We start from the raw sequence: 15829 nt of genomic DNA on the forward strand, positions 1-15829 counted from the left end.
GGTCGCCCCTTTAGGAAAGATGCCGGCCATTATCCGGAAAATCCAGGCATATTCCGGATAAACCCGCGGAAACGAAACGGGCGTACAAGAAGGGCGTTCCGGGACCGGCGACCCTGTTCCGCAAGAAAACCCAGGACTTCGCCGCTGGCACCCCGATGCCCTGGAAGTGGAGGAACAAAGGATGACAAGCCTGATCGAGACCGCCGGCCCTGAATTTCTTCCCGATCGGCCGATCTTCGTCGAACCGGACCTGCCTTCGCCGGCACCCCTGATGGCCCTCTCGACCGGCTTCTGGGCGTTCAAGACCCTGGCCGCGGCCCATGAGCTGGATCTCTTCACCCGGCTTTCCGGCGGTGCGGGCACGACATGCCTGGAGCTTGCCGAGGCTCTCGGGATATCGCCCCGCCCGGCGGAAATGCTGCTGACCGGATGCGCGGCCCTCGGCCTCCTGGAGAAGAACGACGGCCGGTACGGGAACGCCCCGGTCAGCGAGGCCTATCTCGTGCGCGGCAAACCCGGCTATTTCGGAGGCTGGGTCGAGATGGCCGACAAGCGGCTCTATGCCGGCTGGGGGAAGCTCGCCGAGGCGATCCGGACGAACCGGCCGACGACCTGGGATCCGGCCAAGCAGGCCTCGATCTTCGATGCCGAGGATCCGACGATGCTGGCCCTCTTCTGGGAAGCGATGCACGCGCTCTCGACCATGACCGCGCGCCGGCTCGGGGAAGCCCTGGATTTCAGCCGCTTCCGGCGTCTCCTGGACATCGGCGGCGGGTCCGGTGCTTATGACATCGAGCTCTGCCGTCGCTATCCCCACCTTCGGGCGACCGTGTTCGACCTGCCCCACGTGGCCGGGATCGCCGCCGGCAAGATCGCGGAGGCCGGGCTGGGCGGGAGGATCGGGACGGTTCCGGGAGATTTCTTCGGCGCGGCGCCGTTCCCCGGCGGCCACGACGTCCATCTGCTCTCGATGATCCTCCACGATTGGGACGAGGAGAAGGACCGGGCGCTGCTGCGCCGGTCCTTCGAGGCGCTGCCGAGCGGCGGCTTGACCGTGATCAGCGAGCTTCTGGTCAACGACGACAAGACCGGTCCGGCCCCGGCCGCGCTGATGAGCCTCAACATGCTGATCGAGACGGAGGGACGGAACTACACGCCGTCCGAATACGCGGGGTGGATGCAGGATGCCGGTTTCCGCGAGGTGGCGACCGTCCGGTTCGACGCGCCGGGCGCCAACGGCGCGGTCATCGGCCGCAAGCCCTAGGGCGGGGGCTGGCCGGGCGCGACCGATGGACAGGGTCGATGGACAGGGAGGATGCTATGGGCCTGGGGATCCGAAGCACGCTTCTGTACGCCAACATGGCCCTGATGGCCTGCTCGCTGGCGGTCGTCTCGGCGGTCGTGCTCCTGCGTCATCTCTCCGTGGTCCAGGCCGTCGCGGACCGCGAGATCGAGCAGGTCGCCAACGACGTGGCGCACCGGGTTTCCCGATTCCTGGAGAACGGCCCCGCCGTCCTGCTCAGGGTGAAGTATTTCACCGAGCACCGGGACTCGATCCTGGGCGACACGGACCGCATGACCGGCTACCTGGTTTCCGAGGCCCGGGCGAGCCCGGCGCTGACCTGGGTGAGCGTCAGCAGCGCCGGAACGGGAGAGTTCCTGGGCGTGACCCGGCGCGACGGCATGCTCGTCCTCAACCGGTCGGACCCGAGGATCGACGGGGGGATCGCCCGTGAATGGGAACTGCGCGCCGACGGGACCCGGACACCCCTGGAGACCGGACCGGGAGTGCCGTACGACCCCCGCGGCAAGGCTTGGTTCGCCCTGGGGATCGACGCCGACGAACCGCGCTGGACGGATGCCTACGAGTTCGCCGAGGGCAGGCCGGGCATCTCGGCGGTGGTCGGACTGAGGCATCCCGGGACGGGCGGGGCGGCGGGCGTGGCGACCGCGGACTTCCATCTCAGCGGGATCGAGAGTTTCCTGGCGGACCTGCGGGTCGGGACCGGCGGGCGCGCCGCGATCGTGGCGCCCGGGTCGGCCGGCGAACCCCTCGTGCTCGGTGCCGGTCCCGACTTTCCGGAAGAACTGCGCGCCGCGCTGTCGGCCGCCGGCGGACACTCCGCGGGCCACTCCGGCGGCCAGTTCCGCGCCACGGCCGGCGGGGTCGTCGTCGACAGCCGAGTCCTCGCGGTCGGCGGCGGCCTGCGCTGGCGACTCCTGGTCATGCTGCCCCTCGCCGACATCGAGGAGCCGATGTGGTCCGCCACGGCGGCGGTCCTGGTGACCGCCGGCATCTTCCTGGCGGCCGGAATCGTCGCCGCGACCGTGATCGCCCATGCCATCTCCAGGCCGATCCGCCTGATGAGCCGGGATCTCGCGGCGATCGGCGACCTGCGTTTCCCGCGCACCGGGCCGGTCCATTCCTCCATCCGCGAGATCGACGCGATGGCGCGCTCGCTCGTGCGCATGAAGGCGGCCCTGCGGTCCTTCTCGACCTATGTGCCGGTCGACGTCGTCCGGCGCGTCCTGACGAGCGGGCAGGCGGCCGAACCCGGCGGCGAGTTGCGCGTGCTGACCATCCTGGTCTCGGACCTGGCCGGCTTCACCGGGATCGCCGAAGGCATGCCGCCGGGGAAGCTGGTGGGATACCTGGGCAGGTATTTCGGCGCCCTGGAACGGGCCGTCCAGGACGCCGGCGGCGTCGTGGACAAGTTCATGGGCGACGGCATGCTGGCCTTCTTCAATGCCCCGCACCGTGTCCGCGGTCACGCGGCCCGCGCATGCGAGGCGGCGCTCGACGCGCAGCGCTTCCTCGGCCTGCTCGACCTCGAGGACGGCGACGCGCCGCCGTCCCGGACGCGCATCGGCCTGGCCACGGGAGAAGTCCTGGTCGGCAATATCGGGACGGCGCAGCGCCTGTCCTACACGGTGATCGGGGACGCGGTGAACCTGGCATCCCGGCTGGAGATGCTGAACAAGGCCTACGGGACCGGCATCCTGGCCTCGGGCGAGGTGCGCCGGACCGCCGGCGGCGGGTTCGAATGGCGCCACCTCGACCGGGTGACCGTTCCCGGACGGTCGGAACCGGTGGAGCTGTACGAGCTGCTGGGCCGCACGGGCGAGGTCGACGGGACGACGCTGATGGTCCGGGACCTCCACGAGGCGGCCCTGAGGCACCTGGTCGCCGGCCGGTTCGAGGAGGCCGCGCACGGCTTCCGCGCCCTCCTCGGCAAGGCGCCCGACGACCGCCCGGCCCGCTACCTCCTGGAGCACACCGTGGGGATGCGGGCGGAACCCGCCGGCGCGGCGCCGTCGAGGGACTGGCGGGGCGTGCATGTCCACCGGTCCAAGATGTGAGGACAACGGCGGTTTCTCACGCCTTCCCGTCGATGGGAACGGGAAGACGTCCATCTCATCGACGTCACTTCCGGTGAAGTCACCGGAAGTCTCGCCGGGCTTGACCAACCTTGACCGCTTGCGACACCCGGCCGATCTCCCGCGGGTCCATGGCGACCGTCGGATTGGGGTTCTCGATCAGCGTCATGGGACGGCTGGCGGTCCTGCCGGAACCCGGGTGATGGCGGATACGGTTCCGGCGTTTCATGTCCAGAGCGCGGCGGGCGTGTTCGCCCTGAACCTTCCGGCTCCTGGCTTTCCTGATTCGCGACAGTTCCCGGTTGATGCGCTTCAAGGCGCTTGCGAAGATTTCCCCTTTCCGCTCCGTGCCGCTGTTGTCACGAGCGGCGACCGCCCCCCGCGGCTGCGACTTTCCGCGCATCTCGCGGCGCTGCTGCCGCGCGCGGTCGCGCGCTTTGTCCCTGTAATCCCGCAGCAGCTTCACGATTTCCGACAGGTTTTCCTCGGGCAGTTCCAGGATCGCCGGATAGTGGGTCCGCTCGACGACCTCGAACTCCGTGGCGGTCAGCATCCGTTTCTCGGTGGAAATGGGTGTGCCCATGTGATCGCTCCCTTTTGAAAGCCGGCCTTCCACGCTCCGCCGCTACAGGGCGGCCAGGATCCGCACCCAGGACCGGATCCCCTTGTGGAAGCTCTTCAGGTCGTACTTCTCGTTGGGGCTGTGGATCCGGTCGTCGCTGAGGCCGAAGCCCACCATAACCACGTCGATCCCGAGCTTGTCCTTGATCAGCGTCGTCACCGGGATCGAGCCGCCCCCGCCCACGAAGGCGGCGTCGCGGCCCCATTCCCGGGTCAGGGCCCCCTGCGTCTTCTGGAAGGCCGGCGCGCCCGTATCGAAGGCCACGGCGGTCCCCGACCCGTGCTCCATGAACTCCACCCGGCAGTCGGCCGGGACCCGCGCCCTGACGAAGTCCCGGAAGGCCGCGCGGACCTTGTGCGGATCCTGGTCGAACACCAGCCGGAACGAGATCTTGGCCGAGGCCTGCGCCGGGATCACCGTCTTGAAGCCGGCGCCCTGGTAGCCGCCGCCCATGCCGTTCACTTCGCAGGTCGGCCGCGACCAGACCATCTCGAGCGCCGAGCGCCCCTTCTCCCCCGCCGGCACCGAAAGCCCGATCTCGCCCAGGAAGGCCTCCGTGGAGAAATCGAGCCTGGCCCAGCTCTCCTTCAGCGCCTTGGGCAGCTCCGGCACGCCGTCGTAGAATCCGGGGATGGTGACGCGGCCGTCGGCGTCGCGCAGGTCGGCGATGATGCGGGCCAGGATGTGGTTGGGGTTCGCGGCCGCCGAGCCGTAGAATCCGGAGTGCAGGTCGCGGTCGGCTGCGTGGATGGTGATCTCCTCGCCGCAGAGCCCGCGCAGGCTGGTCGTGATCGCCGGCGTGTTCGCATCCCACATGTTGGTGTCGCAGATCAGCGCCAGATCGGCGCGCAGCTCCTCCCTGTTGGCGTCCAGGAACGGCGGCAGGTTCACGCCGCCGGATTCCTCCTCGCCCTCCAGCAGGATCGTGATCGGGATCGGCAGCTTGCCCGTTACCGCCTTCCAGGCGCGGCAGGCCTCGACGAAGGTCATCAGCTGTCCCTTGTCGTCCGCCGCCCCGCGCGCGACGATCATTCGGGAGCCGTCCGCCCGCGTCTCGATCGAGGGGGCGAAGGGGTCGTGCTCCCACAGCTCCAGCGGATCGACCGGCTGCACGTCGTAATGACCATAGAACAGCACCGAGGTCCCCGGCGCCGAGCGGTCGTGCGCGACGACCATCGGATGGCCTTCCGTGTCCCGCACGCTCGCGTCGAAGCCGATCGAGGCGAGATCGGCCGCGTGCCATTCGGCGCAGGCCCGCGTCTCGGCGGCATAGGCCGGATCGGTCGAGATCGACTTCAGCCGCAGCGTGGCGAACAGGCGGTCCAGCGCCGCGTCGAGATCGGCGTCGGCACGGGCGAGGACTGCATCGAGTTCGGACATTTCCAGGTTTCCTCCCTTGGTTTCCTTTACCTTCCGCAGAGATTCACGCGGAGTCTTCGCCTGGGCCGCAGGCTCAGAACGGCCAGATGACCGGCACCACGAAGATCACGAGGATGAAGCACCAGATCAGCATCGGCAGGCCCAGCTTCCAGTAATCGCCGAACCTGTAGGCGCCCGGCTCCATCACCATCAGGTTCGTCGCCGTCGCCACCGGAGTCAGGAAAGCCCCGGCGCAGGCGACGCACACGCACATCAGGACCGGCTGCGTCGAGATGCCCATCTGCTGGGCCGCGACCACCGAGATCGGGATGATGATGAGCGCCGTGGCGGTATTGGAGATCACCTGCCCGAGGACCGCCGAGAACACGAAGAGGCCGGTCATCAGCGCATAGGGTCCGGCATCCCCGACGAACCCCACGAGGCTCTCGGCGAGCAGGGCGGCGGCGCCGGTCCGCTCCATCGCGGTCGAGAGCGGCATCATGGCGCCGACCAGGATCACCGTCGTCCAATTGATCGAGCGATACACCTGTTCCACGCTCAGCACTCCCGAGATCAGGATGATGCCGGCGGCGAGCAGCCCCGCGACGGCGGGCGGCACCAGCCCCGTGGCCAGCAGGAACACCATGACCGCGAGCGCCGCGAGGACCGTCCCGGCGCCCCGCCCCATCGGCACGGCCTGGCGCCGCATCAGGTCGGGCGAGTTGACCACCAGCACCTCGGCTTGGTCGAGCCGCGTGTCGAGGGCCTTCCAGGTGCCCTGCAGAAGCATGGTGTCGCCCGCCGCCAGCGCGTTGCCCGGCGTCAGGTCGACGCCCTGCCGCTGAAGCGCCAGCACGATCAGGTCGCCGCTTTCGGTGACCATCCCGGGAAAGAAACGCTCCCCGATCAGGGGCGACCGCGGCGGGATCAGCACTTCCGCAAGCCCGGAGTCGCGGTTGAAGAGCTGGTCGGCGATCTCCCCCTCGGGCGCGTCCTCGCGGAAGGCGAGGTTGAATTCCCGGGCGACTTCGGCCGCCTGGTCGGCAGGCCCGCGCACGACCAGCAGGTCGCCCTCGCCTATGGTGTCGCGCCGGATCAGGAGGCCCTGCGCGTCCTTGAACGTCACGAAGGTCAGATCGCCCCTTCTGGCGAGGCCGATGGCCTCGCGCGTCTTTCCGATCAGCGGGGATCCCGGACGCACATGCAGCTGATACACGTCGCCCGACAGGCGATACTGCTCGAACAGGGTGGTCGCATGCCGGCTCAGGTCGGGCGGCAGGGACCGGCTGGTGCGGCTCGGCAGCAGGCGTTCGCCGAACAGCACCACGATCCCGATGCACCCCAGCACGATCGGCGCGCCGATCAGCGCGAACTCGAAATAGCCGAATCCGCCGCCGCCCGCATCCGCCGAAGCTTCCACCACGAGCACGTTGACCGGGCTGCCGGTCAGCATCAGCAGGGAGCCCCCATGGGCTCCGAAGACCAGCGGCATCAGCAGCTGGGAAGGCGACCGGCCCAGCCGGATGGCCATGACGACCACCACGGGCAGAAGCGCCGCCACCGCGCCGTTCACGCTGATCAGCGCGCTCAGGACCCCGACGAAGCCCATCATCAGCACGATCAGCCTCATCCGGCTGTCGCCGGCCTGCCTGATCAGGACCTGCCCGGCCCAGGCCGTCACGCCCGCCACCTCCAGGCCGGCGCTGACGACGAAGAGCGCCGCGATGAATATCACCGCCGGGTCGCCGAAGCCTGCCAGGCTCTGGCTCAACGTCAGGATTCCCGTCACCCAGAGCGACAGCGCGGCGCCTACGCAGACAGCGATGACCGGAAGACGGTCCCATATGAACAGCACGATGATCGCAGCAATGATGGCGAAGACGATCCAGATATCGCTCACGGATCCAACCTTCAAATCTTTTGCAGATGCCGACCGTGCCGATGCAGGCGCGCCAGCCGCCGGGATCAAGCGTTGCCGGCTCTTCATCTAACACGCCAGGGAAAATAATCAAACCATCAGCAATGACAGGAAGTCCACCGAAATTTGCTGATAACCGGAAACGAGATTGCATGCCTAATGTCTCATTTTGAAACATCAGTTCGCAAATGCAAAAAGATTCTTGAAACTGTTTCACCGGTTTCTATTTGTCTTTACAATGGTTGGGATGATTTTCGAAGTTCTTGCCATTTTGGTATTAATACTATGCTTGAAGTATCCTCGCGGTCGTTGTTCTGACTATATCCCCATAAACCTTGTCTGAAGGGGAGGACGATGGCGGGCGAACTCGGATACACGACGCCGAGCCAGACGCAGGCGGTGGCCAAGAAACCGGGAGCTCTGGACAGGTTTCTCACGACGATCGAACGCGTTGGAAACAAGGTGCCGCACCCGGGCATCATCTTCTTCATCCTGATCGGCATCGTCATCGTCCTGTCGGCTGTTTTCGGCCTTCTGGGAACCTCGATCACCTACGAGGTGGCCGATCCGGTCTCGGGCGAGATCGAGACGCGCACGACGGCCGTGCGGAGCCTGCTGTCGGCAGAGGGCCTGCGCTTCATGATCACGTCCCCCGTGGCTAATTTCCTGGGCTTCGGATCGGTCGGCGTGATCATCATCGCCATGGTCGGCGTGGGCGTCGCCGAGGAGTCCGGGCTGATCGCGACGCTGGTCCGCAAGATCGTCCTCATCGCGCCCCGCTCGATCTTCACCTTCATCGTCGTGATGCTCGGGGTCGTTTCCTCGATCGCGGCGGACGCGGGCTACCTGGTGCTCGTCCCGCTGGGCGCCGCGGCATTCCACAGCCTCGGGCGGCATCCCCTGGCGGGGCTGGCGGCGGCCTTTTCCGGGGTGGCGGCGGTATTCCTCGTCAATGTCTTCGTCACGCCCACCGACGCGCTGCTGGCCGAAATGACCAACGACGCGATACGCCTCGTCGATCCGGCGCGCCAGGTCACCCTCGTCGGCAACCTCTATTTCATGATCGTCTCAAGCCTTCTGATGGCAGTTCTCTGCACGCTCATCACCGAGAAGATCGTCGAACCGCATCTGGGACCCTACACGGGCGGCGTGCCGGTGGAGGCCGCCGAAGGATTGACCCCGGAGCAATCCAAGGGCCTGCGCAACGCCGGCATAGCGCTCGCGGTGTTCGTGGCGGTGATGGCGCTCCTGACCGCACCGCCGAACTCGGTGCTGCGAAACCCGCAGACCGGGGAGATCCTGTCGGGCTCGCCCTTCATGGACGGCCTGATCATCCAGATCAGCGCGCTTTTCTTCGCGGTCGGCTTCGCCTACGGCAAGGGAGCCGGCACGATCAACAACCTGACCCAGGCGATCGGCATGATCGTGAAGACCTTCGCGGGGCTCGCGGGGCTGATCTTCCTCCTCCTTGTCATCGCGCAGTTCATCGCGTTCTTCAACTTCACCAACATGGCGACCGTGCTGGCCGCCAACCTCGCCGACATCCTGCAGGACGCGCCGATCAACGGGGTCGGCTACATCATCATCTTCGTGCTGATCATCTTCCTGATCGATGTCCTGATCACCGGGGCCGTCGCGAAGTGGGCGATCTTCGCTCCCGTGTTCATTCCGCTCTTCATGCGACTGGGCGGGGACCCGAACCTTGTCCTGGCGGCCTATCGGGTCGGGGATTCGCCGATGAACGTCATAACGCCGCTGAACGTGTATCTCGGGGTCATGGTCGGCTTCGCCGCGAAGTACCAGAAGGACGCAGGCATCGGCACCATCGTCTCCCTGATGCTGCCATACACCGGGATCCTCGTGGTCGCCTGGACCCTGCTCCTGATCGCCTGGTACGTGCTCGGCATCCCGCTCGGGCCGGCCTGACGAAGGGAAACGTCCGTCTCACCATAGGGAGGAAACCACAGATGTCCGATCTGATCTGCGTCGCGTTCAAGGACAAGGAAACGGCCGACAAGGCCCTCGACGAACTGCGGGAGATGCAGCGGGAATACCTCATCGACCTTGAGGATGCCTGCGTCGCGGTGCGGGAACTGGACGGCAAGGTGCGCCTGAAGCAGGCGGTGAACCTCGTGTCCCTGGGAAGCGCCAAATCGGGGCTTTCCGGCATGCTCTGGGGCTCGCTGGTCGGCCTGCTGTTCCTCAATCCTCTCGCCGGCATGGCGCTGGGAGGCGTCATCGGCGCCGGGACCGGCGCGCTGGCCGGCAGCGTGACCGATTACGGCATCCCGGACGATTACATCCGGAAGATCGCCCAGACGATCGAGCCGGGGACCTCCGCGCTGTTCGTGCTGGTGCGCAGGGTCAATCCCGACAAGGTGCTGCCCGAGCTCAGCAAGTACCATGGCACGGTGCTGCGCACGTCGCTGACGACCGAGCAGGAGAACCGCCTCAAGGAGGCCTTGAACTGCGCCACTGCGCAGGCGACGGCATAACCGGAAACCCGCGGTCGGGCTTTGCCCGACGCGGGTCATTCAGATCGACCAGCGCCTGTCGCCGACGAAGGCGATCGTCAGCCAGCGCTCGCGTTCCGATCCGCCGATCGCCGCCCCGATCTCCTCCCGGATCTCGTCGAGGCGCCGGACGCTGTCGATCCGGAACGATTGCGGCACGATCAGGTGGATCTCGATGAAACGGGAGCGGCCGACCTTGGCGACGTAGGTCTGGTAGCCTTCGAAGCCGTATTTCTCCACCGTCGCCTCCGCGACGGCCCGGACGCTGCTGTCCAGGTTGCCCGGCGCGGCGAGGAGGATTTCCGAGATCGCCTGCCTCACCGTCCTCACGGGCACCGGAAGGATGATCAGCGCCAGCACGGCGAGGATGGCCGGATCGACATAAGGTGCCAGGGCCTCGAAGCGCGTGTCCCGCAACATGGCCGCGGCGATGAAGGCCACCAGCAGGGCCAGGGTGATCGTCCCCGACATCAGCCAGCCCTTGACGTCGAGGGCGACGAACTCCGACCCGATCGCCCGGTTCGCCCTGCGGCCGGCGAAGAACATCGCGAAACACGCGGCCGCGACGACGGCGGCGTAGACGATCGCCCAGTCGAAGGAGAGGTCGCGCCCGCCGGCCAGCAGCAGGCCGACCGCGTTCACGAAGGCGTAGAAGGCGAGGAGGATCAGCAGGGCGCCGTTGAGCGCCAGCGCCATCGGTTCGAGGTGCCAGAAGCCCAGCTGGAAGCGCTCGCTCTTGTCGCGGGCGATGAGCCGCGTCACCATCAGCGCCAGCGCCGTCATGGAGGCGTCGACGGCCGAGAACATGCCGTCGAAGATGATGGAGAGCGATCCGGACAGGATGCCGAAAAGGACCCCGGCCGCTCCGATGAGGACGGTGACGATGATCGAGCGGCGTAGGACTTTCTGTTCGGCGTCGGCTGCGGGCATCATTGAACTCCAACTGACTGGGCAGACTGCCTTGATCCCCGGCGGTTCCCGGCAGCCGTTCAGTATTCCCATTCGTACAGCACGCCGATACTGGCGCCCGAGTTGGTCCCAACATCGGTGCGGAGCCTCAGGTTCCTGGTCAGGGTGATCTCGACCACGGCCCGGCTGCCCGCCTCGCCCACGCGCTGCTCGGCACCGACATAGACGTCGCGCGAGACGTAGCGGCCGGCAGCGACGCCGGTACCCGACAGGCCCTCGCCCGGCTTGCCGCTCAGCAGCTCGAGCCGGTCGATGCCCAGCGTGCCGCGCACCTTGTCGATGACGCCGGGAGCGCCGCCGATGCCGGTGAGACGGCTGACGGACTGGGCGATCTGGACGGCCTCGATCGCGCTCAGGTTGCTGAACGGCTTGCTGAACAGGACGCGCGCGAGGATCTCGTCCTGCGGCAGTTCGGGCGTGGAGGTCAGCGTGATCCTGGGGGCGGACGCGCGCCCCGTGACCACCACCCGCGCCGTGATGTCGGCGGCCCTGGCCTGGGCGCTGACGTCCAGCATCGGATCGGCGCTGCCGTCGCCGGTGAAAACGATGTCGGCCCGGGTGAACTCGAACCACGTGGTCAGCAGGTCGAGCGTGCCGTTGACCAGCCTCAGCCCGCCGCCCGGGATCGGCTTGGCGGCCGTGCCGCCGACCGTCGCATCGGACGACAGTTCGATCGCCAATCCGCGGCCGCGAACGAAAATCCGGTTCTCCGCCTTCACGGTCATGTCGAGCCGGAGCCGGAGCGGCGACGCCGTGGGCTGCTCCGCCGGGGCGGGGCCGCCCGGCCGGTTGATCTCCTCCACCTGGATCTCGACCACGCCGGGCGGCATCCTCTCCGGTATCCGGATGTCGGCGTGCCGGATCGTGACCGGTCCCCGGAGCAGCGGGGCGTCGAGCGGCCCGGTCAGGCTCAGCAGCGTGTCGAACTTCGCCGTGACGATGTCGGTCTGGACGAGCTGCGCGTTGCCGGCCTCGATGCTCAGGTCGAAGGCCCGGGGGTCGGCCGGATCGACGTTCACCGAGCCGGAGACCTCGACGGTGCCGCCGCCCGGGGTGCGTCCGTCGAACCGGTCGACTGTCAGGCGCCTGCCGTCGCCGCGCAGCCGCAGGGTGATCCCGCTGATCACCGCGCCCGCCGCCCGGTTCTCGTAGCGGCCGCCTGCGATTCTGGCGTCGCCGCCCAGCCGCGGATCGCCGAGGGAGCCGGCAAGGTCGAGATTGACGTCGAGCCGCCCCTGCGCTTGGTCGCCGGTGTCGGCGAGCAGGTCGTTCAGGATCGCGAGCTCGACATGGCCGCGCAGCGCCCCGCTGACGGGGACGTTCCGCGGCAGGTCCACCGTCAGCGGTTCCCGGCGCAGCACGAGCGGCAAGTCCGCCTGGAACCGCATGTCGACGCCGTCCCGCCGGCGGGTCGCGGCCTTGCCGTCCAGGGCCAGCCGGCCGTTCCGCCACCGGCCGGTGGCACCGATGTCGATGCCGGTCAGTCCCGCGGCCTCTCCGCCCCTCAGGGTCACGTCGGCGGCCCGCAGGTCCAGGTCGGCGCGCGGATCGGCGAGGCTGCCGCCGAAGACGGCCTTGCCGTCCAGGCGGCCGGTGACTTCATGATCAGGCGCTACCAGGGAGGCGAGCGCCAGCGGGATCCGGGTCAGGGTGGCGGTGCCGTCCAGGGCGTTGCGGACCAGTCCGCCGTCCAGGGCGACGCGGGCCTCGCGGCTGGTGAGGAGCAGGTTGCGGACCTCGAAGATGTCGGGGCCGATGGCCGCGGTGGCCGGACCGGCCAGCCGGAACGGTTCACCGGCATAGGCGCCGTCCAGCTTGTCGACTCCGAGCCGCCGGAGAGTTCCTTCCCGGGTCAAGCCGCCCGCGAGTCTCACCCGTACGGGCTGCGCCGGAGCGCCGGCGACGGCAACGCCCGTTCCGTCCAGCCTGCCGTCGAACCGAATCCCGCCCCGCGCGGCGCTGACGTCGGCGTTCAGGTCAAGCCGGCTGGCCGCCAGCACGGGACCCTCCGGACCGGCGACCGACAGGTTCCTTGTCCCGAGGGCGGCGGTCGCGGCCTGCCGGCCCCGAGCATCGTCAAGCCTGACTTCCAGCCTGCCGCTGCCGCCCAGCGTCCGGCCGGCCAGGACGGAGAAGACGCCGAGATCGCCGATGTCGCCGGCCAGCCGGCCCGTCGCGGTCATGCGGTCGAGCGCCACCCCGACGGCGCCGGTGATCCGGTCGCGCCCGGCGCCCAGCGATAGGCCGGTCAGGCCAAGGCGTTGTCCTTCGAGGGCGAAGGCGGTCCTGGCATCGAACGGCTGCCGGCCCACGACGGCGCTGGCGTCCAGGGTGCCGCGCGATGTTCCCGGCGCCAGGGTCGCCCGCACGGAGAGATCGGCGCGCGGCACGGCGCGGCCTGACAGGACCAGATCGCGGCCGGCCAGATCGGCCCGGACTTCCAGCGCGTCGAGCGGCCCGGTCGCGGTGCCGTCCACCACGGACGATCCGGCCACCGCCGTCTCCAGCGGTTCGGCGAGGACGTCGAGGCGGGGCAGGCTGGCGCGCCACCCGGCGTCCAGGGCGCCGTCGCGGAAAGTCGCCGACGCCGTGAGCTCCACATGCCGGCCGTCAATCCTCAGGCTGGACAGGTCGATCGAGCCGTCGGTCCCCACGGTCACGAGGCCGGCCAGATCCACCTCGCGGCCGACCAGGGCGTCGACTGCGGGATGGATCCGGCCGGTGCGCAGGCCGGTGGCGGTGCCAGTCACGTCCGCCCGCACCAGGACCGCCTGATCGCCGCCGGTCAGATCGGCGCCGAGCACGGCCGCTCCTTCGAGCGGCACCCCGGCGATATCCGCGAGGTGCTTCAGGTCGGGCATGTCGAGCGCGACCCGGGCGTCGACCGCCTGCCAGTCGCGGACCAGGGCGGTGGCGCTCAGGGTCCCGATCGCGGCGCCGACCCGAAGGCCGTCGATACGGATCTCTCCGGTGCCGGGAAGGATCACGGCGCTGCCGGAGATCCTCACCTCCGGGCCGGCCAACCGGGCGATACGCGGGTCCGCGGCGGCGATACCCTCGATGGCGAGATCGGCGGCGACGGTCGGTGCGTCGACCGGTCCGGCGGCTTTCCCCGAGAGCCGGACGTGCTCCCAGCCGACCTCGGGAGCGAGGATGCGCAGGGACGAACCGGCATCGGCCTCCAGTGCGTAGTCGAAGTCGAGCTCCGGGGGATCGAACCGGTAGGTGCCGGAAAGCTCCAGCGTTCCGGCTGCCAGCGTCACGCGGGCGCCGGTGAGCGCGATCCTGCGGGCCGGCTCGAGGGCGGCTTCCGCCCGAAAGGCGATGCCGTCACCGATCAGCGCGGCGATCCGCCGGTCGAGCAGCCGGTCGGGCGGTCGGGCGAGGGCGGCGTCACCGCTGATCGTCACCCCGTAGCCCGCAGCGCCGTCCGCACCCGGAATGCCGCGGATGGTGGCATCGGCGCCGACGCGCGCCATGTCGCCGGCGCTGCCGTCCAGCCGGCCCCGCCAGCCGGGCAGGGGGCCGGAGCCGCGCAGGACGACAGTGACCGGCGGCAGGCCGGGGATGCCGGCGGCCCGCGCGATCACGCCACCCTCCGGCTCCTCCACCGCCAAGTCGAGGTCGAGCCGGTCGGCGCCGGGCGCGTGGTCCAGTGCCAGCTTGCCGGAGCCCGGCCTGTCCAGGCGGCCGACCGCGAGATTCGCCGCGACCCCAGCGCCGCGGCGCTCCAACCGGGCACTGCCGTCGATCCTCAGGCTGGCCGGCTCGCCGCCGAGCAGGGGGGCACCGAGGTCGAGCTGCCCCACCGTCAGCTTCTGAAGATCGATGCCGACCGGCAGGTCGGGAAGCCGCGGCAGGCCGAAGGGCTCTTCGCCGGGCGGAGGCTCGGGCTGGCCGGCGGGCAGGCGCTCCAGCGCCATGCGGTTGACGTCGAGGCCGCCGATCCGGACCTCGCGGCGCAACAGGGCGCCCGGCGCCCAGTCCAGCGTCACCCGATCGACGTCGAGCCAGATTCCCTGGCCGTCGGCAATGGCGAGGTCATGGATGGCGACGTCGAGGCTCCAGCCGATTTCGACGCGGCCGATCGTGACGGTGCGGTCCGGGCCGCTCAGCAGGTGCTGGACTTGGCCGGCGATCCAGCCGGAACCGTTCTCCCCGGATCGCTCCTGGAAGATGACGGCGCCTGCCGCGCCCGCCAGCAGCAATGCCGCAGCCCACCGGCGAACCCGACTTCCCATGGAACTTCGCCTTCTTGCAATGCTTCCGCGCCGGCACTCATTCGGGAGGCGGAGCATCGCGGTTCACCTGGAAGTCCCGCTTGGCCGTCCAGGCATAGCGGATCAACTCGTATTCGAAGGGCGATCCTGTCGAATGATAGCGGAATGGAACCCGGTAGCGGGCATCGATCTGCTGGATGCCGTAGGGAGCGTAGTCATAGGCGGTGTTGTCCAGGATCGAGTTCGGGATGGCGAAAGCGAGCGTCGCCCAGTCCACCGCCGTCCCGACCGCGTCGCGCAGGTTGGATGGGCCGAGGGCGGGCAGCACCAGGTAGGGTCCGGTGTCCACCCCCCAGATGCCCAGGGTCTGGCCGAAATCGGCGTCCTGCCGCGGGACGCCCAGTTCGGTGGCGACGTCGAACAGGCCGAACAGCCCGACGGTCGAATTGATCATGAACCGGCCCAGCGTGGGAGTCGCCTTGTCGGGACTTGCCTGAAGCACCGAATTGGTGAAGGTGTTGATCTCCCCCAGGTTCTGGAAGAACGACGTCACCCTGCGGCGCAGGAAGCGGGGGACGACGAACTTGTAGGCGTCCACCACCGGGATGAGGACGTATTGGTCGAGCTGGGCGTTGAACTTGTAGATGCGGCGGTTGGCGCCTTCCAGGGGGTCAGAAACGAGGAGGATCTCGCGAGCCCGGGCCGGATCGTCCGAAACCGCGGCCAGGTCCCTTCGGGGAGGCTCGTACCGCCCGCCTCCGCCCGGACCGGCGCATCCGCCGGCCGCCAGCAGGAAAACCAGGGCCAGATGGGCCACGAGGCAACGGGGCATTGGGCGCCGGGGCATGCG

10 protein-coding genes are annotated in these 15829 nt (G+C 68.8%); 4 read left to right on the forward strand and 6 right to left on the reverse strand.

The annotated features are described in order from the left end of the window. Positions 1–250: 250 nt before the first annotated feature. Complete coding sequence (locus JL100_RS30880; RefSeq protein WP_228421675.1) at positions 251–1264, forward strand: acetylserotonin O-methyltransferase; 1014 nt, start codon at positions 251–253, stop codon at positions 1262–1264. 56 nt (positions 1265–1320) lie between these two features. Beyond that, on the forward strand, positions 1321–3360 hold the full coding sequence (locus JL100_RS30885; protein WP_202683156.1) for an adenylate/guanylate cyclase domain-containing protein: 2040 nt from the start codon (positions 1321–1323) through the stop codon (positions 3358–3360). Positions 3361–3439: 79 nt separating this feature from the next. On the opposite strand, the gene JL100_RS30890 is transcribed toward JL100_RS30885, so the two are convergent. The 3 genes from JL100_RS30890 to JL100_RS30900 all read right to left on the reverse strand — a co-directional run bounded on the left by JL100_RS30890 (position 3440) and on the right by JL100_RS30900 (position 7259). Then, positions 3440–3994 (reverse strand): hypothetical protein, encoded by a 555-nt coding sequence (locus tag JL100_RS30890; RefSeq protein ID WP_228421642.1) that lies wholly within the window; start codon positions 3992–3994, stop codon positions 3440–3442. 9 nt (positions 3995–4003) lie between these two features. Continuing rightward, on the reverse strand, positions 4004–5380 hold the full coding sequence (locus tag JL100_RS30895; RefSeq protein WP_202683157.1) for a M20/M25/M40 family metallo-hydrolase: 1377 nt from the start codon (positions 5378–5380) through the stop codon (positions 4004–4006). A gap of 73 nt (positions 5381–5453) precedes the next feature. Continuing rightward, complete coding sequence (locus tag JL100_RS30900) at positions 5454–7259, reverse strand: SLC13 family permease (protein ID WP_202683158.1); 1806 nt, start codon at positions 7257–7259, stop codon at positions 5454–5456. 372 nt (positions 7260–7631) lie between these two features. Between JL100_RS30900 and JL100_RS30905 the strand changes: the two genes are divergently transcribed. Both JL100_RS30905 and JL100_RS30910 read left to right on the forward strand, forming a co-directional pair. Next, the gene (locus JL100_RS30905) at positions 7632–9203 is read left to right on the forward strand and encodes an AbgT family transporter (RefSeq protein ID WP_202683159.1); all 1572 of its coding nucleotides are present in this window, start codon (positions 7632–7634) and stop codon (positions 9201–9203) included. A gap of 41 nt (positions 9204–9244) precedes the next feature. Next, complete coding sequence (locus JL100_RS30910; RefSeq protein ID WP_202683160.1) at positions 9245–9772, forward strand: DUF1269 domain-containing protein; 528 nt, start codon at positions 9245–9247, stop codon at positions 9770–9772. A 39-nt stretch (positions 9773–9811) separates the two neighbouring features. Here the strand turns inward: JL100_RS30910 and JL100_RS30915 are convergent, their stop codons facing one another. The 3 genes from JL100_RS30915 to JL100_RS30925 are packed head-to-tail and all read right to left on the reverse strand — an operon-like array spanning position 9812 to position 15826. Further along, entirely contained in the window at positions 9812–10720 is a 909-nt protein-coding gene (locus JL100_RS30915) for a cation diffusion facilitator family transporter (RefSeq protein ID WP_202683161.1), read from the reverse strand. Positions 10721–10779: 59 nt separating this feature from the next. After that, complete coding sequence (locus JL100_RS30920) at positions 10780–15000, reverse strand: translocation/assembly module TamB domain-containing protein (RefSeq protein WP_202683162.1); 4221 nt, start codon at positions 14998–15000, stop codon at positions 10780–10782. A gap of 37 nt (positions 15001–15037) precedes the next feature. Further along, complete coding sequence (locus JL100_RS30925; protein ID WP_202683163.1) at positions 15038–15826, reverse strand: MlaA family lipoprotein; 789 nt, start codon at positions 15824–15826, stop codon at positions 15038–15040. Between the last annotated feature and the right edge of the window lie 3 nt (positions 15827–15829).

The organism is Skermanella mucosa, from assembly GCF_016765655.2.
Taxonomy (GTDB): Bacteria; Pseudomonadota; Alphaproteobacteria; order Azospirillales; family Azospirillaceae; genus Skermanella; species Skermanella mucosa.